The sequence below is a fragment of the Alkalibacterium iburiense genome, assembly GCF_039521845.1.
Taxonomy (GTDB): domain Bacteria; phylum Bacillota; class Bacilli; order Lactobacillales; family Carnobacteriaceae_A; genus Alkalibacterium; species Alkalibacterium iburiense.
In genome coordinates, this window is record NZ_BAAACW010000108.1 from 20,162 (window position 1) to 44,106 (window position 23,945).

The 23,945-nt window shown below is 39.6% G+C and carries 16 protein-coding genes; 1 reads left to right on the plus strand and 15 read right to left on the minus strand.

Annotation, left to right across the window (positions count from 1 at the left end; genetic code table 11):
• Positions 1-4 precede the first annotated feature (4 nt).
• The 15 genes from ABDZ53_RS08695 to ABDZ53_RS08765 form a co-directional block, all read right to left on the minus strand.
• On the minus strand, positions 5-1,405 hold the full coding sequence (locus ABDZ53_RS08695; RefSeq protein WP_343755605.1) for a glycoside hydrolase family 1 protein: 1,401 nt from the start codon (positions 1,403-1,405) through the stop codon (positions 5-7).
• A gap of 1 nt (position 1,406) precedes the next feature.
• Positions 1,407-2,699, minus strand: coding sequence for a glycoside hydrolase family 125 protein (locus tag ABDZ53_RS08700; RefSeq protein ID WP_425541697.1), 1,293 nt, complete (start codon positions 2,697-2,699; stop codon positions 1,407-1,409).
• Between the two features lie 112 nt (positions 2,700-2,811).
• Positions 2,812-4,461 (minus strand): extracellular solute-binding protein, encoded by a 1,650-nt coding sequence (locus tag ABDZ53_RS08705; RefSeq protein ID WP_343755607.1) that lies wholly within the window; start codon positions 4,459-4,461, stop codon positions 2,812-2,814.
• 60 nt (positions 4,462-4,521) lie between these two features.
• Positions 4,522-5,487 carry a carbohydrate ABC transporter permease gene (locus ABDZ53_RS08710; RefSeq protein WP_343755609.1) on the minus strand — a complete coding sequence of 322 codons (966 nt, stop codon included), beginning with the start codon at positions 5,485-5,487 and terminating at the stop codon, positions 4,522-4,524.
• A gap of 26 nt (positions 5,488-5,513) precedes the next feature.
• The gene (locus tag ABDZ53_RS08715) at positions 5,514-6,419 is read right to left on the minus strand and encodes an ABC transporter permease (RefSeq protein WP_343755665.1); all 906 of its coding nucleotides are present in this window, start codon (positions 6,417-6,419) and stop codon (positions 5,514-5,516) included.
• Between the two features lie 345 nt (positions 6,420-6,764).
• Positions 6,765-8,132, minus strand: coding sequence for an alpha-L-fucosidase (locus ABDZ53_RS08720; protein WP_343755611.1), 1,368 nt, complete (start codon positions 8,130-8,132; stop codon positions 6,765-6,767).
• Positions 8,132-9,451: an alpha-L-fucosidase gene (locus ABDZ53_RS08725; protein ID WP_343755613.1), complete on the minus strand. Its 1,320-nt coding sequence runs from the start codon at positions 9,449-9,451 to the stop codon at positions 8,132-8,134. Before ABDZ53_RS08725 ends, ABDZ53_RS08720 begins: the two co-directional genes overlap by 1 nt.
• Positions 9,452-9,475: 24 nt before the next feature.
• Positions 9,476-11,782, minus strand: coding sequence for a glycoside hydrolase family 3 C-terminal domain-containing protein (locus ABDZ53_RS08730; RefSeq protein WP_343755615.1), 2,307 nt, complete (start codon positions 11,780-11,782; stop codon positions 9,476-9,478).
• Positions 11,783-11,798: 16 nt separating this feature from the next.
• Positions 11,799-14,924 (minus strand): alpha-mannosidase, encoded by a 3,126-nt coding sequence (locus ABDZ53_RS08735; protein WP_343755617.1) that lies wholly within the window; start codon positions 14,922-14,924, stop codon positions 11,799-11,801.
• Positions 14,925-15,120: 196 nt separating this feature from the next.
• Positions 15,121-17,391 (minus strand): helix-turn-helix domain-containing protein, encoded by a 2,271-nt coding sequence (locus ABDZ53_RS08740; RefSeq protein WP_343755619.1) that lies wholly within the window; start codon positions 17,389-17,391, stop codon positions 15,121-15,123.
• 64 nt (positions 17,392-17,455) lie between these two features.
• Positions 17,456-18,178, minus strand: coding sequence for a YesL family protein (locus ABDZ53_RS08745; protein ID WP_343755621.1), 723 nt, complete (start codon positions 18,176-18,178; stop codon positions 17,456-17,458).
• A gap of 226 nt (positions 18,179-18,404) precedes the next feature.
• On the minus strand, positions 18,405-18,902 hold the full coding sequence (locus ABDZ53_RS08750) for a hypothetical protein (protein ID WP_343755623.1): 498 nt from the start codon (positions 18,900-18,902) through the stop codon (positions 18,405-18,407).
• A gap of 18 nt (positions 18,903-18,920) precedes the next feature.
• Positions 18,921-20,798 (minus strand): beta-N-acetylhexosaminidase, encoded by a 1,878-nt coding sequence (locus ABDZ53_RS08755; protein ID WP_343755625.1) that lies wholly within the window; start codon positions 20,796-20,798, stop codon positions 18,921-18,923.
• Between the two features lie 23 nt (positions 20,799-20,821).
• Positions 20,822-21,838, minus strand: coding sequence for a family 20 glycosylhydrolase (locus ABDZ53_RS08760; protein WP_343755627.1), 1,017 nt, complete (start codon positions 21,836-21,838; stop codon positions 20,822-20,824).
• A 14-nt stretch (positions 21,839-21,852) separates the two neighbouring features.
• A complete protein-coding gene (locus ABDZ53_RS08765; RefSeq protein ID WP_343755629.1) occupies positions 21,853-23,490 on the minus strand; it encodes a glycoside hydrolase family 13 protein in 1,638 nt (545 codons plus the stop codon).
• Between the two features lie 173 nt (positions 23,491-23,663).
• Between ABDZ53_RS08765 and ABDZ53_RS08770 the strand changes: the two genes are divergently transcribed.
• On the plus strand, positions 23,664-23,933 hold the full coding sequence (locus ABDZ53_RS08770) for a hypothetical protein (RefSeq protein WP_343755631.1): 270 nt from the start codon (positions 23,664-23,666) through the stop codon (positions 23,931-23,933).
• Positions 23,934-23,945 lie beyond the last annotated feature (12 nt).

Genomic DNA, 23,945 nt, shown 5'->3' on the forward strand with positions numbered 1-23,945 from the left:
CTCCTTATTTTACAACATTTTTATCCAATAGTTTCTTTTCTTCAATGACTTTCTTAATCCATTTCCCACTCTTCTTAATCGAACGGTCGCCGGTTTCTAAATCCATTCTGTAGAAACCATAACGGTTTTTATAGCTGTTCAACCAGGACCAGCAGTCGACGAATGTCCACAAGTGATAACCGAAACAGTTTGCTCCTTCAGCTATTGCTTTTTGAACAAATTCTAAATGATCATGAATAAATTCAATACGGTAATCATCTTCAATCATCCCATCTTCATTCATGAAGCGTTCTTCTTCTGCGACGCCCATGCCATTCTCTGAAATATAGAATGGCAAGTTGCCATATTCATCTTTAATCATCATCGCAATATCGTAAATACCTTCAGGGTAAATTTCCCATCCTCGGTATTTATTCATGCGCTTTTCAGGCCAGTCATAGTGACGAGAGAAATGTCCCAGTGAATTCACAGGATAGGTTTTTTCGTGCTCTTCCACTTCTCTTACACGAATCGGCTGATAATAGTTAACCCCAAGGAAATCTACCTTTCCTTTCTCAATTAACTCTAAGTCGCCTTCTTCAACTACAGGCAGTAAATCATGTTCTCTGAGCAGGTCAATTAAATAATCGGAATATTTTCCTTTGACCGTAGGCTCTAAAAAGCTCTTAACATGTAATTCTTCTGCATCTTTCTTCGCTTTTAAATCGCCTTCACTTTGAGAGCGCGGGTAGACCGGTGACAAGTTTAAAATGTTCCCAATCTGTCCATCTAAACCTAATTTTCTATATTCTACGACAGCAGCCGCATGAGCTAGGTTGGTGTGGTGGGCCACTTGAATCGCGCGTTTTAAGCTATTGACTTTTGGCCAGTGGTATTCACCTAGATAGCCACAGGTCACATGTACAATTGGTTCATTGAATGTCGTCCAATAAGTGATTAAATCCCCAAATTGTTCAAAAGCTGTCTTAGCATAAAATGCAAAATGGTCAATCGACTCTCTAGACTCCCATCCCCCTTTTTCCATTAACCACCAAGGCATGTCAAAGTGGAATAAGTTCATAATCGGTTCCACACCTTCATCCCTTAAAGACTGGAAATAGTCCCGGTAAAAAGCAACGGCTTCTTCATTTAACGTTTTGCCGTCTGGTAATAAACGGTTCCAGGAAATAGACGTACGGTAGGAGTTTAAGTTAATATCACTCATCAACTTAGCGTCTTCACGGTAGCGATTATACACATCAGATGTGACTTCAGGACCAATATTGGCGTTAAAGCGTTCCGGCTCTAATTCAAACCACTTGTCCCATGTACTGGCTGATCGTCCACCTGCGTATTGTCCACCTTCCGATTGAGGTGCGCTTGTTGCAGCACCCCAAAAGAAATGTTCAGGAAATGTGTGTGTCATTTTAAACTTCTGCCCCTTTCAATTTGTAATCATAATAGTCCAGCATTAATTCACAGAACAGCATGTTTGGCCAAGAGAACCATTCACGTGTGTACTCTTCTGGACGGTCTTTATGGAATCCTTCATGAAGGGCTTTTTGTCCGCCATCCGTCGCAACCATGGTATCGAGCATCTCTTTTTTAACATCTTTATCTAAGCTGGTTAACCCAATCATAGCCAGGCTCATATGCCAGATGTACTGATCTGGTGTATGGGAACTTCCGATTCCAGAAGCTGCTTCCCCACTATAATAATAGGGATTTTCATCACTCAATAAGGTTTCACGGGTGTTTTGATAAATTGGATCGTCTATATCACAGAATCCTAAATAAGGAGCTGAGATTAAGTTAGGAATATTAGCGTCATCCATGATGCTTGTATTTCCTAGTCCATCTACTTCATAGGCATAAACGTCTTCGCCTGCTTTATTTTTGACGATGGCATGGGTTTTTATCCCCTCATTGATTTCGTTTTTTAATGTGTTAATTGTCTCGACTAAAGACTCATCCTTTGTAATATTTGAGTAGATGTCTTCTAAATAACCTAAGACGGCTACCGCAAACATATTGGATGGAACGAGATAATGATACGTACAGCGGTCGTCACTTGGACGGAACCCTGACCAGGTCATTCCAGTGTAAGCGACCGGAGTGCCTTTTCCATCATGTGTTAACGTATCTTCTTCTCTCCACGTATCTCTTTCAAACTGATAAGGAGAGTTCTCGTGGTTTTGCTCTGTTTTCCAAACATTTAATATCTTCTTGACTCCTTCATGGAAGGTATCATTAAATGAAGAGGTATCTCCAGTTTCTTTATAATAAAGGTAAGCTAACTGGATAGGGTAACACAGGGAATCTATTTCGTATTTTCTTTCCCAAATGATTGGTTGCATATCTGTATGATCATCTTGGTGTCCAGCATTATTATCCTCTTCGTTAAAAGCATTAGCATAAGGATCTACATTAATCATCTGGAAATGTCTTTCGATCAGACCTTTAATCATGTCGCGAATCTCGTCACTCTCATTGGCCAAAAATAAGTATGGTCTAATCTGAGCAGTTGAATCTCTTAACCACATGGCTGGTATATCACCAGTTAATACGAATGTCGTCTCATCTTTCAAAATTTTAACGGTGTTATTTAATGTATCTAAAAAACTATTATTGAATATCTCTAACCATTCTGGCTGGTCTGCCGCCAACTGATTGACTTTATCCATAAATGCTTGAACTTCTACTGTGTTTTTCTGACTCATTACTGCCATCTCCTCTTTAATAGTTGCATAGCCATTAAAAGGCTCGCATCCATCCCCTTTGACGGAGAGGATACGAGCCATATTAATTAATCATGTTGTATGTGATTTAAGCTTATTCTTCTACAGCTTCAACACTTCTGTCGTATGCTGCTTGATAAATTTCAATAAATCTGTCAGCACCCATGTTTTCTAATGTAGAAACATAGTTATCCCATACGGCATCATCTGTTACGTCTAATTGACCTGTAATGAATTTAGCTTCTTCTTCTTCAATGTAAGTAGCCATATCTCCTGCTACTCCTTGAATTTCTTCAATTTCCTCGTTTGTTAAGTAAACCAACGGGAATGCAATTTGTGAGTTTGGTACAACTTTTTCTTGCGTTTCTTCACGGATGAATGTTGCGAAATCAGACTCGCCGACTTCTCCGATTGGAGGTAAAGAGACACCTAAACCAGGAGTAGTGATTCCGTAGAATGGAGTGATTTCTCCACGATACTCTTCGCCTTCTTCTGCTCCACGTTCAGTCATCACTTTTTCTCCGCCTTCTTCGTCAGCCCAGTCCCAGTAATGTCCAGCTGGTCCACGGTCGAAGAATTCTGTTCCTTCTTCACTATACATGTAGTCTACCCAAGCCATAGTTGCTTCTGGATGTGGGTTTTCTGAAGTAATAGCAAATGTTCCACGAACCATCTGTGGGCTTCCTGCGACTGTTCCTTCAGGGTTCCATTCACTCTTAAGTGGTCTGAACATTGGGTTGTTAATCGCTTCTTCTTCTGTTTCACCTGTAGTAAAGAATGAGAACCAGTCTTGGAATAATCCAATTCTATTTTCTTGTCCTTTAGCTTTTTTCATTTCGTCTGATTGAGAGAATAACTCTTGGTCTACTAAACCTTCAGAATAAATTTGACTGAAGAATTCATAGTAAGCACGAGCGTTATCAGTCATAGGGTTATATCGAACTTCCCCATCAACTTCTTCAGCTCCCCATGAATGCATACCGAATGCACCTAGGAACCATACACGTGGGTGAGTTAATCCAGAGTTACTGATTGGAATTTCATCCGCTACACCATTTCCGTTTGGATCTTCGTCACGGAATCTAACCAATAATTCGTGGAATTCTTCTAACGTTTCTGGTACTTCTGCGTCCAATGCATCTAACCATGCACCGTTATACCAAAGAGGTCCAATTGGCCATGAAGCTGTGTCCCCATCGTCAATACGAGGAAGAGCATAAATGTTTCCATCTGGAGTCGTAATCGCTTGTCTCACATGTGGACGTTCTTCTAATAACTGGTACAAGTTTGGTGCATATTCTTCAATTAAATCGTTTAATGGAATAAGCATCCCTTGTTGTCCGTAGTCTACTTCTAAAGCTGGTGTTAAGACGCTTGTTCCTGGTGCAAAAATGATATCCGGTAAGTCTTGACTGGCGAAAGTTAAGTTAAAACGTGTTCCAAAGTCATCCATTGGAGGCGTTGTATACTCTAAGTTAATACCTGTCATTTCAGCGTAAGCCTGCATGGTCGGCATATCTTCCCACTCAGCCATACCTGTACCTGGAGCCATTAAGCTTAATGTAATTTCTTCGTCAACGATTGGGAATTCCCCAACGTTCACTTCTACATCTTGTGCTACTGCATCGTCATTGCTATCGTTAGAACCTGTATCCGCATCGTCACCGTTGCCGTTCCCACAAGCTGCTAAAACCAACGCAGAAGATAAAACTAACCCTTTAGTTAAAAATTTATTCTTCAACACTTTTTTTCCTCCTATTTAATAAAAGTTTTTATAATATCTGAATCCGTATGAAAATATGACTTACCCTTTAATAGACCCAATCATAACACCTTTAACAAAGTATTTTTGTAAGAATGGATACACGATAATAACTGGCAACGTAGCTACAATCATTACACCGTATTTCAAAATAGCTGAAAGTTGTTGTTGAGAGTGTAAGAATTGTGCTTGGTCAGTTGTCATCGATCCAATACTTGGGTTACTTGACATATCTTGCTGTACTAAGATTTCTCTTAAAATCATTTGTAGCGGATACTTACTTCTATCATCCATATAAAGTAATGCGGAGAAGAAGTTGTTCCAGTGACCTACACCATAGAATAAGGCCATAACGGCGATAATCGGTTTTGATAGAGGCAAGACAACTTTTGTAAAGATTTCCAAGTTGGTTGCTCCATCAATAACTGCCGCTTCTGTTAATTCATCCGGTATAGTGGATTGGAAGAACACGCGTGTAACAACAACGTTATAAACGGATGCTGCTCCTGGTAAAATCAGTGCCCACATCGAGTTCGTTAACCCTAAATCCGTAATTAAGATATAGGAAGGGATTAATCCACCTGATACAAACATAGTCAGTACCATCATTTTAGTAATAAATCCTTTTAGCTGAAAATCGTTACGAGACAAAACATATCCCGCAGGAAGTGTTACAGCCAAGTTAATTAACGTTCCGACCACCGTATAGATGATCGTGTTATAATAACCGCGCCAGATGGCCTGGTTAGCAAACACCAGTCGGTATCCTTCCCAGGTTGTATCGACTGGGAATAACCACATTTCACCTGAGTTAACTGCACTCGGGTTACTGATTGATGCACTGAATATATAAATCAGTGGGTATAAAGTGACTAATAAAGCGAAAATCAACATGAAGTAAACGATACCTAGAAAAACGCGGTCGGCAGTTGATTCTTTTATCGGCTTATTTTTTTTCTTTCTTTTTCTTGATTTGTCTCCTAATATTGCATCTGCATTAGCAGCCATAATAATTGCCTCCTTTCATTTTTCTCTTATAGTAGGGATGTATCTGTATACTTAGCTGAAATCCAGTTTACAGCGAGTAACATGACTGAGTTAATGACTGAGTTGAATAATCCAATGGCAGCCGAATAACTGTACTGTCCTTCAAGTAAACCTGTACGATAAGTAAATGTCGCAATAATATCAGATGTCTGCATATTCAATGGGTTTTGTAGCAAGAATGCCTTTTCAAAACCAACTGACATAATTCCACCAAAGTTCATAATTAATAAAATAACCATAGTCGGAACCAATACAGGTAAGTTAATATACCACATTCTCTGTAATCGGGTCGCTCCATCAATGGTAGCCGCTTCATGTAGTTGCGTATCTACCCCTGACAGGGCTGCGAGGTAAATAATGGTTCCCCACCCAGTACTTTGCCATATGCCTGATAATACATATATATGTCTAAACCAACGTGGATCTTGCATAAAGTGATGTCTGTTTATTCCAATCAAGTCTAAGAAGTGGTTGATAACCCCTGTAGACGGTGATAGAAAGGCAATAATCATACCGACGATAACCACGGTTGAAATAAAGTTTGGTGCATAAGTGACTGTCTGTACAAATCGCTTGAATTTCCCGTCCTTTATTTCATTAAAGGCTAAAGCCAAAATGATAGGTGCTGGGAATCCTGCAACAAGGGAGTACAAACTAATACTTAATGTGTTCCAAATTAAACGACCTGCGTAGTGCATATTAAAGAATCGTTCAAAGTGCTTGAGGCCCACCCACGGGCTTCCCCAAATTCCAAGTGATGGCATGAAATCTTTAAATGCGATTTGAACACCATATATAGGAATATAGTGAAAGACGAAGAAGAAAGCGACTAGCGGCAGAACCATAACATATAGTTCCCAGTTTCCAGCGGCTTGTTTAAGTCGATCTTTCATCGTACGTTTCTTCACTTCTAAGTCATCAACTGTTTTGTACACTCTACCCGGTCGGGCCGATGGCGACTTCTGTAGTTGAGCGATATCCTGAGCATGCTTTTCCATGCATCTTCCTCCTTTTTTATTTTTGTTCTCCGAATTATTTAATTATAAAAGCTGAAAGATTTCATGAAGCGTTTACAATTAAGTAATTCGACTAACGTGTAACCTTATAGTAATCAAACTGGGGTGTTTAAACAATATGTGAGAATTTACCGCTTACACACTCCTGTAAACCTTGATATAACAAGCTTTATCCCTCTCAAAAAAAAGGAAACATATTTTTACACATTCTTTACAGGGTGACTATTCAATGTAATATGTCTGAATCGCTTTCAAATAAGGGACTGAACGACTCGCCTTTATCTTGATTCGAATATGCTGTGTGCTTATAGCATCCAGTAAGGCAATCTTTTTGTAACCAATGACATAGTCTGTGTACACTGTTTCCCATTGCCCATCCATTTTGGCTTCAATAGTAAAACGTTCCACTCGCTGCCCTTTTGTAATGTCTTCTTGCAGAACCACACAGTTTAATAAAGTCGGCTGATCAAACGCAATAGCAATCGAATAAGGGTTCGTTAAAGTTTGTGTAGCTGATTCAGTTAAATCCGTTTGAAAGGCTGACTTCAATTTTTGCCCGAAGGCTTTTAAAACGGAAACATCCTTTTCATGGAACAACCCTCTTCTATCTGGTGGAACATTCAATAAAAAGGTGCTGTTTCCTCCAACTGTTCGAACATATAAATCAAACAACTCTTCTGTATGCTTTACTTGTTCGTCTTCTTTTTCATCGTAAAACCAGCTGGGACGTATCGAGGTATTTACTTCTGCAGGATACCAGACGAGTGTGTCTGTTTTTTCCAATACGTTTCGACTACCTAAATCTTCTTCTGCACTGGACACTTCTCTTATAAACTCTTGATGATTTTCCGTTTGCTGAGAAGCTTCTTGTATTTTTTCAGCATCTTGTAAGCTTTTAGGTACGACGCTCCACTCTTGTTTACGGGTGGCTCCTGCTTCGTTTCCACACCATCTCACATCTGGTCCACACACAGATATCGCTGCATCAGGTTGAAGCTCTCTGATTGTCTCGTAATACCCATCCCAGTCATACACTTGTTTCTGTCCGTTCGGTCCTTCTCCACATGCTCCATCAAACCAAACAGAGAATACTTCCCCATAATTTGTCAGCAATTCTTTCAACTGATTCACAAAAAAATGATTGTATGTGGGTGAATCCCCATACGTTTCTTCATGACGGTCCCAAGGTGAGAGATAAACGCCAAATTTTAAGTTATGTTTGCGGCAGGCATCTGAAACGTCTTTAACGAGATCCCCTTCTCCATCTTTCCAGGGACTGCTTGCGACGGTATGGTCTGTATACTGACTCGGCCATAAACAAAAGCCGTCGTGATGCTTGCATGTCAATATGATTCCGTTCATTCCTGCTTCTTTCATGGTAACGACCCACTGCTCGACATCTAAGTCGGTTGGATTAAACAAGAGAGGAGACTCTGTGCCGTCTCCCCACTGCTTTCCAGTAAATGTGTTGATATTGAAATGAATAAACCCATAAAATTCAGTTTCTTGCCATTTCAGTTGTCTCTCGCTCGGACGAATGGACGCTAATCGTTCTTCCCATTCTTTTTGAGTCACATTGGTTTGAGTCATTATTTATTTCTTCCTTTAACAATCTTATAGGCTTTAATCGCATCACCTTTATGGACTAGAGTGTTATGTGGTACCTTCACACTTTTGTTTGATTCCATATCTAAAACCTGATAACCGTCTCCAAGTTCCAGCATGGTTAAATCTAAAGGTGTTTCCTTTTCTTCAGGAAGGCAGAAAGCATAGATAGCGTCTTCTTTTTCGGTGAAGTGCCAATTTCCTATTGAGTTAATTTTGTAAGGGCGAGTATCATAAATGCCTTCACCATATTTATCTAGCCATGTTCCCATTGTCTCCAGTAACTCCAGAGACTTTTCTGGTAGTGTGCCGTCTGGTTTCGGGCCGACACCAATAATTAAATTACCACCCATCGCTACTACATTAACAATAGATTGAAGCATGTCTTTGTCACTCTTATAAACTTCATTGGGTACATATCCCCAGTTTTTACCGTGGGGAATATTGCTCTCCCAAGCTTTAGATGGGGCAACTTCCGGTATTTTTCGTTCAGGAGTGACATAGTTTTCATGTTCTCCTCCGACAGAACGGTCCACCATCAGCATGTCTGGATTGTATTCACGCATTTTTCTCGCTATTTCATCCATATCCAGATCTTCATTTGTTCGGCCGTCTCTGACCCAGCCCGCATCCAACCAGGTAATATCAATAGGGCCATAATTTTTTGCCAGTTCAGTTAGCTGATTATGAGTAAATTCTTTAAATTTATTCCATGTTTCTGGGTCTTCTTTCGGATTATAGCTTGCTGTTCTTCCTTTAGCGTGCTGTCCAGGTACCCAGTAATAAGGAGAGTACCAGTCAGCTTTAGAATAATAGGCTCCAACTGCTAGCCCTTTTTCTCTAAATGCCTCAGCTACTTCTTTGAAAATATCTGCTTTCGGATGGTCATGGAAGGGACTGTCTTCCTGTGTGATTTTATAATCTGAATAGGCTGTGTCATACATATTGAAGCCGTCATGGTGCTTGGTTGTAAAAATCATGTATTTGAAGCCCGCTTTTTTACTGACCTCAGCCCATTCTTCGGGATTGAACTGCGTGGGATTAAAGACTTTATTTAATGCCCAGTAATCTTCTCTGATTTGTTCAACGGTTGGTCTCCAACCTCCACGTTTTCTAGCCCAGTCGTCTTCTTCTGATAATTGCCAGGATTCTACGATTCCGGCTTCGGCATACAAGCCCCAGTGAAAAATGATGCCTAGTTTCTGATCTTTGAACCACTCTAACTTTTTCTGAATGTTTTCAGGTAAGCCAGCATACTGCTCTTTTTCGGAAGCTTCGTTTGTAACAATATCTTTTCTATCCATTGGCTTGATTCTCTCCTCTAGGGTTTATTTAATTGTGATCTCTTTTTCAGTTGTTCCAATCATAAGGCGTGTCACAGATGGATAAATGACCGGTTTGTTGTCAAAGTCTAATTGAAGAAAAGCTTTCGCTGACAAAGTAAAGGTAACCTTCACTTCACTTTTACCTTCTATAAACACCTTGTCCATCCCAACTAGTTCTTTATGACGCGCGAGTAGTGGTGTACCCATTTTCCGAATGAAGAGTAAGACCGGTTCATTTACCGCTATGTCACTCTTATTTTGAATCCTTACAGATACATCTATCTGTGCACCATCCATTAGTTCCTCTGATGTGATTTTTTCTAAGTTAGTTGACAGGTCTGTATAAGAAACGTCCGAGTAGCTGAATCCGTCACCGAATGCCAAAGTCGGTTTTCCATCCATATCAAAGTAGTCTTCTTTTTTGAGTGATAATTTCTGATTGTAGTAAACAGGTAATTGCCCGCTGGATTTAGGAACCGAAATAGGTAAGCGGCCATTAGGGTTTTCATCGCCTGCTATAATTGAAGCTATGGCTTCTCCCCCTTTTTGTCCTGGGTACCAGGCAATGAGCACAGCGTCTGAGTCACTTAATATATCTTCCATTACGTAGGGTCTTCCTTGAATCATAACGGATATAATCGGTTTGTTTAATTTTGTCAATTCTCTAAAGAGTTCTAGCTGATATCCACCGATATCTAGACTTGCTACATCAATGTTTTCACCTGTGTCCATATTCTCTTCAGGCTTATCGACGGCTCCATTCGCTAAGAAGTCTCCTCCGAAATTCCGCGTACTCGATCCACCCAACGCTACGATAATCACATCAGAATCGGATACAATGTCCAGTGTTTCTTCAATGTTTTCTTCCGGACTTCTAATTTGGCAGCCTTCTGAGTACACAACGTCTGAATCTTTAAAGCGTCTTTGAATCCCTTCCAGTACGGTACTTGACCCGTCATTATTTTGTGGGGATGTGTAATCGCCGAGCTGATTATATAAAGCATGAGCATTCGGCCCAACAACGGCAATCTTCCCTGGTTCTTTTAGTGGAAGGATGGCATCTTTATTTTTCACTAAAGTGATACTTTCTTTAGCTGACTGTAAGTTTATTTTCTGCCACTCTTCTTTTTTAGCTTTCCAGTCCACCTCAGCTTTTTCAGTATCCTCTTCATCAAAGAGTCCAAGTAGGAATTTGATAGCTAAGACTCGGTAGACGGCTTCATCCAATGCTTTTTCTGAAATACGCCCAGATGTAACCCCTTCTTCGATACTCAAGTAAGCATGATCCCACAGACTTAAGTCAACTCCACCTTCTAAGGCCAGCTTCGCTTTTCCTACAGTATCTCGGCTATGGACTAAAAGACGGTCGGTTGCTCCTCCATCAGCCATCACTAAGCCTTGAAATTTTCGGTCTTCTTTTAGCGCTTTTTTTAATAGTTTGGGATTGGCATGGCATGGCACACCATCAATGTCATTATAGGCAGCCATGACTCCGACTGCATTTCTCGCACTATCCATTAAGGGAGAATAAATATCAAATAATTCTCTTTCTCCTAAAGAGACATCCCCAGAGTTGTGTCCTCCTAAAGCATCGCCTTGTGCGATAAGGTGTTTGAGCACAACTCCTAATTGATAGGGTTGTCTATTAATCTCATGAACGGTTTTTTCTGTGAAGGGAACATCTGACTGAATCAAATCTCCCTGAAAGCCTTTGACTACAGCTTCACTGTAAACGGAAGCAAGGTAAGGATCTTCACTAAAGCATTCTTCTGTTCGTCCCCATCTTGGGTCACGTGCTAAGTCTAGTGTCGATACCAGTCCAATGTGAACTCCCTTGAGAGACAGTTCTTCTGCCATACTTTTGGACATGTCCTCAATAAGTTCTGGATTAAACATGGCACCTCGACCAATATTCGTCGGATAGGAGACACTGTCTAATCCTTGATGGCCATGAGGACACTCTTCTACGAATAAAGTAGGAATGCCTAACCGACTGTTTTCTTTAATGTAACGCTGGACTTTCTGAGTCACTTCTAAGCTCTCTTCAGGTGAAATGCCGTTATCGTAACTCACCTCAGACCATGGGTCGGCTCGGAACAAGCCGTATAGTGCTCCAAGTCCCCCGCCCCATTTCACATGGTCTTTAAAATAATCTGTTAATTCGATTTCTCCCAAATTATTCTTCTCATATACTTTCCATCCATACAGGTGCTGATTCACCTGTCCTACTTTTTCTTTTACAGTCATGTGACTGATTAAATCCGTCACACGCTCATGAATGGGTAATGAGGAATCTTTATAGGCTTCCATATGTGTGTATGCTCCTCTATTTCACTAAAAATGTTTTAATTTCAAACGGATCGAGAGTAAATTCTAGTTGATTATTCTCGATTACTTGAGATTCTCCTAGTTTTTTCTCGACTAAATTCGTCTCCGTTATGGTCTGTGCGTCAAATAGTAAATCTAGTCTGACTTGACGTCTTCCTCCTGTGTGATCGTGGAGTCGAATCACGTAACCTTCTTCTGAATCAGCTTTTTTAAAAGCATCAATAAAGACTGTTCCTTCACTGGCTACTTTTAAGAAAGGTTCTACATCTAGGTTTTCTCCTTCAAAGATACGAGAAGGATTATTTAGATCCCAAGCTTCTTCAGCTGTACGAGCATCCAGATAACTGCCTTTATGTGGCAGCAAACTGTACGTAAAGGTGTGCTCTCCACGGTCTGCATTAGGATCCGGGTCGATGGCTCCTGTCACTAAAGTTAAACGCATCGTGCTGTCTTTAATGTCATGGCCGTACTTAGAATCATTCAGTAAGCTGACTCCATAACCTGTTTCTGACAAATCGACCCATTGGTGCCCCACACTTTCGAAACGTGCTTTATCCCAAGAGGTATTCCAGTGGGTCGGACGTTTCGCATTTCCAAATTGTATATCATAGGTCGCTTCTACTGTTCTGACATCTACATTAAAGCCGACTTTTAACAGTTGCTGTCTTTCCTGCCAGTCTAAATACGTTTCAAAATCAATGCGTCTGTTATTCGCATACAGTTTCATCTCTTGAGTGAGTGATGACTGGTTAAAGGTATACTTGAACTCAATAACTGCAAAGAGAGAATTGGTGTCTTTGACAGTAATGGAATCTGCTTTTAACACTCTGCCTTTTTCTTGATAATAAATATCAATATCCCATGCATCATAGGCCATTGGCTTATCTTCAAACAATTCAAATAGATTGCCTTTATCCTTTAACACCTCTCGCTTGTTTTCTTTATCAAAGAGACTAATTAAGTGGCCTTCATCATTCCATTCAATTCTGTAAAATGGTGTGTCCACTGTGTTACCTGATGTCTTAAATGGATTTTTACCTTTCTCAGAACTCCCTTTATCTTCGGAATCCAGATGAATCGTTAGGGTTTCAAAAGCTGGAATTGAGTCGACATAGATATAAGCTCCTTTATCAGTAACAACGGATTCTAAAGCTGTCCCCTCTTGGTTGTTGAAATGAGAGTCATCGTTAAAGTCACCTTCAATAAAGACAATTTCTGAACGGTCCCAGCTGGCACTGTTAAATAGCGTCCAAGAACCGTTTGGATCAGATTCAAAATGGCTTAAAATCGTATGGGCATTATCATAAGCGACTTGGTATTCCCGTTCACTGTCTTCATACACTTCTTTAATCGAACAACCCGGGAGAACATCATGGAACTGATTCAGTAAGATGGCTTTCCATCCTTCATCTATTTCTTCCTGCGGGTAAGCGACTCCTTCTGTGATACTTCTATAAGAAGAAAGGAGTTCCGTATCACGGTACAACAGTTCCAAGCGGCGGTTATGGTTTTTCGTTTTAGCCTGTGATGTGTAAGTGCCTCTGTGATACTCCAGATACAATTCCCCATCCCAGGTATCGACTTCAGTAGATGGTGCCTGATCAATGGTTTCTTTCAATTCTTCAAAGTAATCTTTAGCTGTTCCTGTTTTTACTTTTGGTAAAGATGGTATATCATACTTCATCATACGGTCTAACAGTTCAACCATTTCTCGGTCTGTCCCGCCTCCACCATCTCCGTGGCCATAAGCTAGCAATAAGTTCTGGTTCAATGATTTATTATTGTAATTACGGTAAATGCCCTTCACTGTTGCTGGTTCCATTAAGCCACTGTAAACAGCCCCTATGGCATCATCATGACTATTCGGATTAGGGGTCGTAATGAAATGAGTATAGATTTCACTTCCGTCTAAACCTCTCCAGATAAATGTATCATTTGGCATACGGTTATACTGGTTCCAGCTCAACTTAGTTGTCATAAGCATATCAATACCTGATTTTTTCAGAATTTGGGGCAGTGCCCATGAATAGCCAAATACGTCTGGTAACCACAAGTAGTTCATGTCTTTATTGAATTCTTTTTTGAAAAACTGTGACCCGTAAGATATTTGTCGAATCAAAGATTCTCCAGACGGAATGTTGGAATCCGGTTCAACCCACATCGCTCCATCGGCTTCCCAGCGGCCTTCTTCAATCCGCTCTTTTATTTGAGCATATAATTCTGGGTAATCTTCTTTGATAAAGGCGTATAACTGAGGCTGTGACTGCAAGAACACATACTCTGGATAATTCTCCATCAAACGCATAACGGTGGCGAATGAACGAGCTGATTTCTCACGGGTATGCTTCAGCTGCCACAACCAGGCAACGTCAATGTGGGTATGCCCTATTCCAGTTACGGTTGCATAAGTCGTATTTTCTAACTGTTCGAGTTCTTGAACAATATAAGTATTGGCTTCTTCTACTGATGCGTAAAATGCTTCACTGCCTGGATAAGACCAGTCAATATATAAAAAGGTTCGGTCCAGAATAGTAAGCAGCTTTTCTCTAGCCGGATCTCTTTCTTCCATATCCATAACCGTTTTAAATAAGACTTTTGCATTGAAGTACAAATCATCCGTGACATGTGATAAAACGGATTCATTTAACACATTTAAACGGTGCTCTATTTTTTGAACGGGTCCGCCTGCTTCCAAACCGGTCCAGAGCATAAAGGCTAACTCAACTTGGCTGTCAGAATAATCAGCATTTAAAAAGAGCTCTTTATGGTTCTGATCAAATCCTTGGTAGATAGTGCCGTTCACAAAGGCAAGCGCTTCGTATCCTTCTAATTCTCTGATTCGTCCACTAATAAATTTTGAAAAATCTAAGATGACAGCGTATTTTTCATCTTCTTTTAAAGGCGGAACGGTCAAATCAACTTTAAACCAGTAATAGGCATCTCGCCCCTCAAGTAAAGTAGATTTATCAAATTCTGTCCATCCTCCGTCCGCTTTTGGAGGATACTTTCTTTTTTTGGTCTCATCTTCAAAAAACAAAATGGGTTCAATCGGTTTTTGGTTCATATAGCGAAAGCCGGACAATTGCATAATCCGTCTTAATAGTTTGTCTATCTTATAATCCATAGGTTTCACCTCTACATAATTAGTCTTTCATAATTATATTGTATAAAACGCTATCATATATGCAACTGCATTCAATAATTACACATAAATAGAGGCTAAAACATAGTCCTTTTCGCTTGTTAAATGAGCAGCTTCTCATCAAACATAAAAAAACTGACTAAAAGTTTTATTATACTTCTAGTCAGTTTATGAATAATTATGGAGTTGTGGTTGACGTGAACGTGGTATCTTTATACTTTTTTCTGTATTGACCTGGGGTCAGTCCATTTTCTTTTCTGAACTTACGGGTAAAGTTGGAAACGTCATAGTACCCCACATCCACAACAAGATCTTTAATAGGTGTTGATGTCGTCAAGAGCAATTCTTTAAATAAATTCATTCTTAAGGATTGAATAATATTTGAGAATGAGTCTCCTGTTTCTTCTTTAATTAGTTTACTGGCATAAGAAATCGAAATATTGTATTCTGATGCAATCTGTTCTAGAGAAATATCCGGGGAACTAAATTCTTCAAAAATATACTGAACGATATTTTTTCCGATTTCATTTGTTTCCATTTCCTTCTGATCATTTACCTCTTTGCAAACAAGGTAGCTGATTTTCTTAAGAATCTCCTCAGATTGGTCACTCTCATTTAAATGAGAGAGCTCCAGAAGCATGGTGTTATATTCTGTTATTCCCAATTCATTCCCCACTTCTAATACAGCATTATACACATAAGCCGTAATGACTTGAATCGCGATAGGACTGGAATAGTCTGATCTGATTTTATTAAAGAGTTCGGTAATGGTTTCTTCTGCCATCTTCTGGTTCCCTTGCTTCAAACTCTGTAAGAGCAGCATGGTTCCCTCTTTAGGGTATTCCAGAAGCTTCGCTGACGGGCTGCTTTCATTATTAATATCTTTAAAGAATAACACTTTATTTTCTTTCACCCGTTTTTTATTAATCGTTTCAAGGGCAGAACTTGCTTCTATATGCGCATTCTTTATTTTCTCCCACGATTCGTGAGTTGATCCTACTCCCATTTTTATGACTGTATCCTTAGTCGTTTCATTGGAAGAGAAATGCTGAGTAATGGATTGAATAATTTGTTTCCATATTTTAGGATTATCTGTTTTCAAATTGACAATAATCACAATTTGATTGTTTTTTAAAGGCGGAACCGTTGACTCAATGACAAATTGATCCCCAACTGAGTACGTATCCAGTTCATGACTGATTCGCTCAATAGCCGAAACATAATCTGTATTAATAGCTTTCTTTCCTAGCTCAACGATTATTGTTGAAAAATAATTAAACGGGAAATGAATATCTATTTCTTCTAAACGCTTTTCTATTTTTTCAAAATGATTATAGTTTCCATCTAATAAATCTAATAATAAAGCATTTCTGATAATTGGAGCCTGCTCATCCACTAGTTCGCTTAAATCTTTTACTTCAGAGAACTTGCGGCTAATACTGGTTTCAATATAACCCCACTCATCTTTTGGTTGTGTCCCTTGAGGGCCATCATGACTAAAGCTGTCAATAATATTTTGTACAGGACGGTAATTTTGTTTAGCAAAATAATAAGAAATCACAACACCAATGAGAGTGAGAATGATAATGCCTACAATCGCTACAATAAATATATTATACAACGGGCGATAAAATTGCTGGCTGTCTACTAATGATACAAATGTCCAGCCTGTGAGATTATTCGTTACTTTATTCGACAAATACTTGGTTCCGTCTATTCTTATTTCATCTGATTCTAAAATCGTGTCAATGGACGCATTTATAGCTTGCTGATTTAGCTTCTCGTAAATCGAGCTGGACAAGACGATGTCATCCTCTGCATTCAATAAAAAAGACATGCCTTCATTATTATCGGATAACAATTCCAGGTTGTTTCTTATATTATTCGCATTCATCACAGCTAAAATACTGCCATAACTTTGCCCTGGTCTTCCTAAAGGAATAGTATAAAAAATGCGATTATTGATTACATTTAATGAAACGGTGTTTTCTTCCAATACCTCTCTCATACGATTTTTCTGAGATTGAGTCGAAAAGTGCACACTGTAATCAATCAAGGCATCAATGGTCATATTCCCTCTGGACGAAAACACATAGGATGGATTATTAAAAACGATATATAATGTTTCCACAGCATTAGTTGAGTGCTCATGACGGTTAATTAAATCGCGGTATTCGCTGAAATCTTCTCTTCTATAAACAGAGTTACGATTGAAGTTGTCCATTTGATTGATGTAATTGCCCAATGAATTGATTTCTATAATCTTTTCATCTAGCATAAGGTTCGACTGCTCTAAATAGTTATCATTCGAGAGACTGAGTTCTTCTCTCACATCACGGATAAAGACAAAGTTAATCCCAATTAACAACAAAATAAAGGGCAAGGAAAACACTAGAATGTAGGAAGCAATATACCGTTTAAATAGCGATGATTTCGAAATGTTTTTCACTTGTTTATCTCTCCCACTTAAGTACTTCTAAAAAAAGGCATTGCGTTTGAGATGGTTTTACTGACTAAACATCATCTGTATTGACTTTTTCTTTCTCTTTCTTTTTCTGTTTCTTTTCATCTTCTTTTTTAAATTCGTCTTTTAACTCTTCAATCTTTTTCAATCCATTATATGGAAACCAAGCTAGTGGCAAAATGATTAAAGGGACACCAAAGAATAGCCCAATAAAAATAACGTGACGTGACAGTTCAAAGGCAAGCACAACACCTAGTACTGCGGCAATTGTAGATAAAGGAGTCGACAAAGATACAAAGAAAGACTGCTTAAAGATATCTTTATAACTTAATCCATGCCCAACAAGTATAGGGAAGGTATACACAGTGAGGAATCCTAAAATAAACAATATGACAAGTAAGAGTGTATGCAGGGCTGGTGATTGAATAAATTGCTCGTTGATTCTTAAATCGAAGTATAGAAATCCGAATGCTAGTAAGAGGGTATAGCCAACCAGATTAGCCTTCTTGAAATGCTTACTCCAGTTATCTTTAAATGTCGGATGAATTTGGATCGCATCTTCTAATATAAACCAATCAATAAACGTTCGCGTCATAGCAGCTATGGAGGGAAATACCCCCAAAACAATGGCACCTTTTATAGAATAGAGAATAAAGAAAAGTTGCATCAAGAATAAATTGGCTATTTTTTCTCCGGTTCTAGTGACAAAAGGAATAAACCCTTTTCGCTTGTTCTCTTTTGGTTGATTCGTCTGGTCCGTTTGATTCGTCATTATAAAACCCCTTTTAACATTTTACTCAGGTCTCAATAACATATGATATTGAAACCGTACTCAAATAGTATACTACAAAAAAGCCCTTTTGTCTGAGAAGTTTTTAACTTTTAGTGACAAATTTCATTTAATTTTAAAGTAATCGACAAAAAAACCGATCCCCTCTCTTCTGCTAAGAAAGGCAATCGGTTCTTTCGTTGGATGAAACAACGCACTTTTAAACGTATTAATCTTCAATAAAGAAGTTGTCTGTCATGACTGTTTCAGATATTTTCCACTCGCCGTCTTCCAGTACGAGCGTGTGATTCGCCACACCTAAGTGATCACGGTAGTCATCGGCTTCTTCTGCCTGATCTACAGCCACCGTTTGTTGAAACACTTCTATGAGCATGGTGTCCTCTTCTTGTTCTAAAACAGTGATACTTAAAATGGTATGTTCCAAATCGTATAGTTCAAAGAAAGCTTCCAATTCGGTTCGCGTGTTTTCATGAGCACTTGATACAATCGTGGATAAATACCCATCCATATCCTCAGCTTCTGCATAAGCAATGTTATTTTCTATAACCTGCACAGCTTCTTCTACAGCTTCACGATCCGTTATGTCTGTCTCTTCTTGTATTTCATACGATACCTCTTCTGGATTAATATATTCAGCCGTTTGAGAAGGAGAACACCCTGATAAAAATAAGAGAGCGGACCCTAATGCAACCAAGAAGTACGTCATACTATTCCTCTTTTCTATTTAAACGCCAGATAATTTGCTTGTACTACTAATATCCGTGTACAAGCCTCTCCCAATCATACCGCTATCTGTTCGTTCTTTCAACTTCTCTTCTTCTAATTCTTCTAAAATCGGTAAGTCACCCTTTAAATAAGCTTCTAAACGACTCACTACCGTATCCATTCGTGCAACGGCTCCTCCGTAACGAATGTCTAAAACTTCCCATCCAAAAGGCTTGTTGTACAGCATCCAGACATCCCGATGAGCGAGGCGCAATTGATTCTGTTCAGTATACAGACGTTTAGCCACAGCTAGCATATCCTGTAATGCATCCGTATCTTGATTATCATAGGCTGCTTTAACTTTTATACCAAATTCAGCTCTTTCAGATAATACCTTAGCTAACTGGTAGTAAAAAGTAAACAGTGTCTGATAGTTCCCTTTTGATTGAAGAGGCTTTAACTTCTCCGCTAATTCAGCGTAATGTTTATTCAATTCGTGCCCTTCTGCATTCTTATCAAAACGCCCTAATAAAGGATCTTGCCATAACAGCACTTTTGATCCAGCTGAGACATGTAAGTTGTTTTTCATCACGCCAGGTGTTTCATCCAGTTCATTTAGCAATACAAATTCATCAAAGGTTAAACCTGTGTTCTGCTTGGAAACGGCATTGGCCAATTCTTCATCCACTGTCTCTCTATAAGATAAGTCAGCGAATACTTGAAGACCAGGCAAAGCGGACAGTATAGGTGTTTCTCCTCCGTCATCGCCCCATAATGTCGCAAAGACTTCGTCGATGCCTAACTCTTTAGAAGCAGCCAGACCAGCCTTCGTCGTTTCAAATGATTTCCCGAAGTTGGGAGCGATTCCGTTCCACGTCCACACCCCACCGGCAAAAATCACCTTTTGCTTCATGGCGATATGGCGTTTTAAAAACTCTGTATAATCTTCTTTCTTTTCATGGTAGTAATCCCAGAACACCATATTGACATCTGGTATCCCCTCAATAATGTGTTCCGGTACTTCTACTTCTTTATCATAGTAATCATGCGTTTTTGATCCGGCACGGTAATACATATCGCTCCACATCATGGCTTCAAGACCCAATCTTTCAGTGATACCAATCACTTTCTGTACATGTTCATTCATGATTTCAAAGGTATCTTTTTCTCCATGTAACTGCTTATAGCGCCCCGTTCCGATCCCAAATGCTTCATCCATTCCAATATGAATCCGATTTGAGCGGAATGGTGTCGTGGCAGCTCGAATAATATTTTCCAGAAATTCATAAGTCTTAGGCTCTCCTACCAATAAGACATCTGACGTATCTTGAATGTCATGGTGCGTTCCAAATTGAAGAACCTGGTACAAGTGCCCCAGCGTTTGAATACACGGAATCATTTCTATGCCCAACGCATAGGCGTAATCATCCAATGCTTTCAATTCTTCTTCGGTGTATTTGCCTCTTAAGTAACCAAAGTAAGGGTACTCTTTTACTTCATACGTATCTTCTGTATACAGCATCGCGAGGTTTAAACCTAATTTGGCCATGTGACGTAAAAACTCTTTCGTTCCTTCTACATGTAAAACCGCATTACGCGATGCATCTATCATAGCACCTGTTTTTTTGAAATAAGCTTTTTCTTCTTTTTCAAAAGGCACACCCTGTTTGTAATTCACTAACCATAAGTTCAGTTGTCTGAAGAAGGTGTTGGTAGAGTGATACACAATTTCTCCTTCATTGCCGTTATAGCCAATCTTTAACTGTGTCTCTTCAGGTTTATACGTTAAGCTGATTGGGATGCCGTCTTCTTGACGAACAAAATTCAACTCTTCTTTTAATAATTCAAGACCTTCATCTAAAGCCGACGTGTCCCCAATAAATTTAAGTGCTAGCATGTTTTTCCTCCGACTGATTATTTTTAATATTCATGAACATTTTTCATGGTCTGGTAGAGACGATACAGTTCTGTCACCTCTTCTTCCCCTTTGACAAATCCGGCAAAGGTGTCATATGCCTCTTCATCCCAATGGTGCCAGGACGTGACGATTTTACCGAAAAAGTGGTCTTCCAGATTGTGCTCTTTTGCATCGCGTTGCGCTTCACCAAATAACTGCTCGGCCACATTTTCTTTATACCAGCAAGCAGGCATCACTCTAAAGCCATGTTCCATTAAATAATGGGGAGTGGGGTATCCTTTGTCTCTCTCGTCGTAGTGCCAATCCAGAACAATGATATCTTTCGGCAAGTCGTGAATGGCTCGGTGAGTCCCAAACGTGTCTGCTTCCCAATTGTCGTAGCCAAACTTCTCAGCATCCAATAAGCGGTCTCCCCACATCATGACTTCTAAATCGCGATCTTTCGTAATAATCGCATGCATGTCATTCACGGCTTTCGCAAAGAGCTCAGCTCGGTCTTTCCCTCGGCATCTGTCACACTGATCACTGGCAATTTCATACACTTCATCCATTCCGATATGGAAATAACGAGGTGTAAAAGCTTCTATCAGTTCATTGATTAAATCCGCGACGACATCGTTCACTTCAGGGTGAAGCGGGCACCAGCTTCGACAAAAGATTTCTGGCCATTCGGCATCCAGTGGAACGTCAGGCGTTTCATCAAACTCAGGATACGCTCGAAGCAACGCACTTCGGCTCCCTCCCCATCCCTGATGTCCTAAAGCTTGGAACAATGGCACAATTTCAATTCCTAATTCTCTCGCATAAGCTTGTAAATCTTGAGCATCTTCTTTTGTTAAAGAATGGTCTCCCTCATGGACTTCTGGGTGACTTTTGAAGATAAAATTTTTATCTATTTCTAGTACTATCATATTAAATCCATTAGGCTCTAAAACCGTTCTCATTAATTTTTTTAAATGTGGTATGCGCTCTTTGTTTCCAAATCTTAAATGAAAGGCAGTTGTTTGTTGTGTAGACATGTTAGGCTCCTTTTTTATTTTAGTTTCACTACAAAAGCTTCATAAGGTAGTAGGATTAAGTCTTTTTCAATAGTCGTTCTTTCCGTGTTACACAGCAACAGGCTATCTATTTCTTTACCCACTTCAAATCTTACAGGTGTCTCTTGTTCCGACAGATTCGCCATGACAACCCACTCCTCTCCTTCATAACTGCGTTTGTAAGCAAACAGAGTCGGATGGTCGGGATAGAGTAATTCATAGTCTCCCCAGATAACGAGAGGATGGTCTTTTCTCAATTGAATCAGTCGTTTATAGGTATAGTAAATGGAATGTGCGTTGTCTTGGGCTAACTGGACATTTATCTCTGGATAATTCCGCTGCACGGCTAACCAAGGCTCACCTGTTGTAAAGCCCGCTTGGTCTGTTTCATTCCAATGCATAGGCGTCCGTGCATTATCGCGTCCTTTTTTATTTATCACATCCATTAATTCTTCATGGGTGAAACCCTTTGTGATTCTATCCTTATACATATTGATGCTCTCAATATCATCCACTTCATCCAAGGAGTCAATGACTCGATTTGTCATGCCTATTTCTTCTCCCTGATAGATATAAGGCGTCCCCTTCATTAGATGGAGAAGAATAGCAAACAGTTTGCCGCTTCTTTCCCGGTAAACGGTGTCATTTCCCCATCTGGAAATAATTCTCGGTAAATCATGGTTATTCCAGAAGAGGCTGTTCCACCCTTCATCATTTAAATCGGTCTGCCAAACGGAGAGAGCCTTTTTCAACTCTACGATATTCAGTGGCTGTAAATCCCACTTTTCTTTTCCCATTTGCTGGTCGAGGAGAATATGTTGAAATTGAAAAACCATCGATAATTCTTTTCTTTTAGGGTCAGAATACAGCTTCGCTTCCTTTATTCCTGCACTCCATGCTTCACCCACTGTCATCAGGTCTTTTCCTTCAAAGGTGCAGGCATGCATTTCCTGTAAATAGTCATGCAGTTTCGGTCCGTTCACTTCAATCTTCTCATCAGGCACTTTACCGATTAAATCAATGACATCCAGACGAAACCCTTTTATACCTTTGTCAATCCAGAAGTTCATCATATTATAAATCTCATGACGCATCTGAGGGTTTTCCCAATTTAAGTCCGGCTGCTTTTTGCTAAAGAGATGCAAGTAATACTGCTGAGAGGATTCATCATACTCCCAGGCTGATTCACTGAATCCAGAAGTCAGATCATTTGGCGGGCCTTCCTCTACTGGATCACGCCAAACATAGTAGTCACGGTAGGGATTGTCTTTCCCTTTCTTTGCTTCTTGAAACCACCTATGCTGGTCGCTTGTATGATTGACAATTAAATCCATAACGATTCGAATGTTTCGTTTATCCGCTTCTTTTATTAATGTCTCCATGTCAGCCATGGTGCCATATTCCGGATGAATAGTTTCATAGTCACTAATATCGTATCCATTATCTTCATTCGGAGAGGCATAGACAGGACAAAGCCATATAGCCTGAATGCCCAGATCTTCTAAATAATCCAGCCGCTGAATGATACCAGGGATATCTCCAATGCCGTCTCCGTTACTGTCTTGAAAACTACGGGGATAAATTTGATAGACTACCGCTTCCTGCCACCATTTAGTTTGTTGATCTCGATTCATTTCATCCTCCTTCACTCTAATCTATTTTAAGTTTATTAGCTTAAGAGTACCAACCTGTATGCGTTTACTCAATGTGTAATACTCCGTGTAATTATACATAGTCGTTATATTGGTAAGCGAATTCAGGGTGTGCTATTCTTGATTTAATCTTAAAACCGAAAGGATGACTAATTATGGATAAACAACCGAATACATTTGGGCAACCTGGAGCGATGAATAACGATCCAACCAATCAGGCTGATCTTTTTGCAGATGGCAGAAGTATATCAGATGCAAAAAATAAAGGAAAAAAGAAAGACGATGCCGCTTATGCCGATGATAAATCGAATGAGCTTGAACAAAAAGCAAGAGAAGAACAGGATGACAATCCATTAGCAGAAGATTTTGAACCCTTTAATTTAGATGCTATTGATGAAAAGAATAACGATAAGGATAAAGAATAATAGACTAGCCAT

Excerpts from the sequence above, each read along its gene's own strand:
- ABDZ53_RS08695 (WP_343755605.1), bottom strand. The coding sequence starts at position 1,405 with ATGACACACACATTTCCTGAACATTTCTTTTGGGGTGCTGCAACAAGC.
- ABDZ53_RS08700 (WP_425541697.1), bottom strand. The coding sequence starts at position 2,699 with ATGAGTCAGAAAAACACAGTAGAAGTTCAAGCATTTATGGATAAAGTC.
- ABDZ53_RS08710 (WP_343755609.1), bottom strand. The coding sequence starts at position 5,487 with ATGGCTGCTAATGCAGATGCAATATTAGGAGACAAATCAAGAAAAAGA.
- ABDZ53_RS08715 (WP_343755665.1), bottom strand. The coding sequence starts at position 6,419 with ATGAAAGATCGACTTAAACAAGCCGCTGGAAACTGGGAACTATATGTT.
- ABDZ53_RS08720 (WP_343755611.1), bottom strand. The coding sequence starts at position 8,132 with ATGACTCAAACCAATGTGACTCAAAAAGAATGGGAAGAACGATTAGCG.
- ABDZ53_RS08725 (WP_343755613.1), bottom strand. The coding sequence starts at position 9,451 with ATGGATAGAAAAGATATTGTTACAAACGAAGCTTCCGAAAAAGAGCAG.
- ABDZ53_RS08730 (WP_343755615.1), bottom strand. The coding sequence starts at position 11,782 with ATGGAAGCCTATAAAGATTCCTCATTACCCATTCATGAGCGTGTGACG.
- ABDZ53_RS08735 (WP_343755617.1), bottom strand. The coding sequence starts at position 14,924 with ATGGATTATAAGATAGACAAACTATTAAGACGGATTATGCAATTGTCC.
- ABDZ53_RS08745 (WP_343755621.1), bottom strand. The coding sequence starts at position 18,178 with ATGACGAATCAAACGGACCAGACGAATCAACCAAAAGAGAACAAGCGA.
- ABDZ53_RS08750 (WP_343755623.1), bottom strand. The coding sequence starts at position 18,902 with ATGACGTACTTCTTGGTTGCATTAGGGTCCGCTCTCTTATTTTTATCA.
- ABDZ53_RS08755 (WP_343755625.1), bottom strand. The coding sequence starts at position 20,798 with ATGCTAGCACTTAAATTTATTGGGGACACGTCGGCTTTAGATGAAGGT.
- ABDZ53_RS08760 (WP_343755627.1), bottom strand. The coding sequence starts at position 21,838 with ATGTCTACACAACAAACAACTGCCTTTCATTTAAGATTTGGAAACAAA.
- ABDZ53_RS08765 (WP_343755629.1), bottom strand. The coding sequence starts at position 23,490 with ATGAATCGAGATCAACAAACTAAATGGTGGCAGGAAGCGGTAGTCTAT.
- ABDZ53_RS08770 (WP_343755631.1), top strand. The coding sequence starts at position 23,664 with ATGGATAAACAACCGAATACATTTGGGCAACCTGGAGCGATGAATAAC.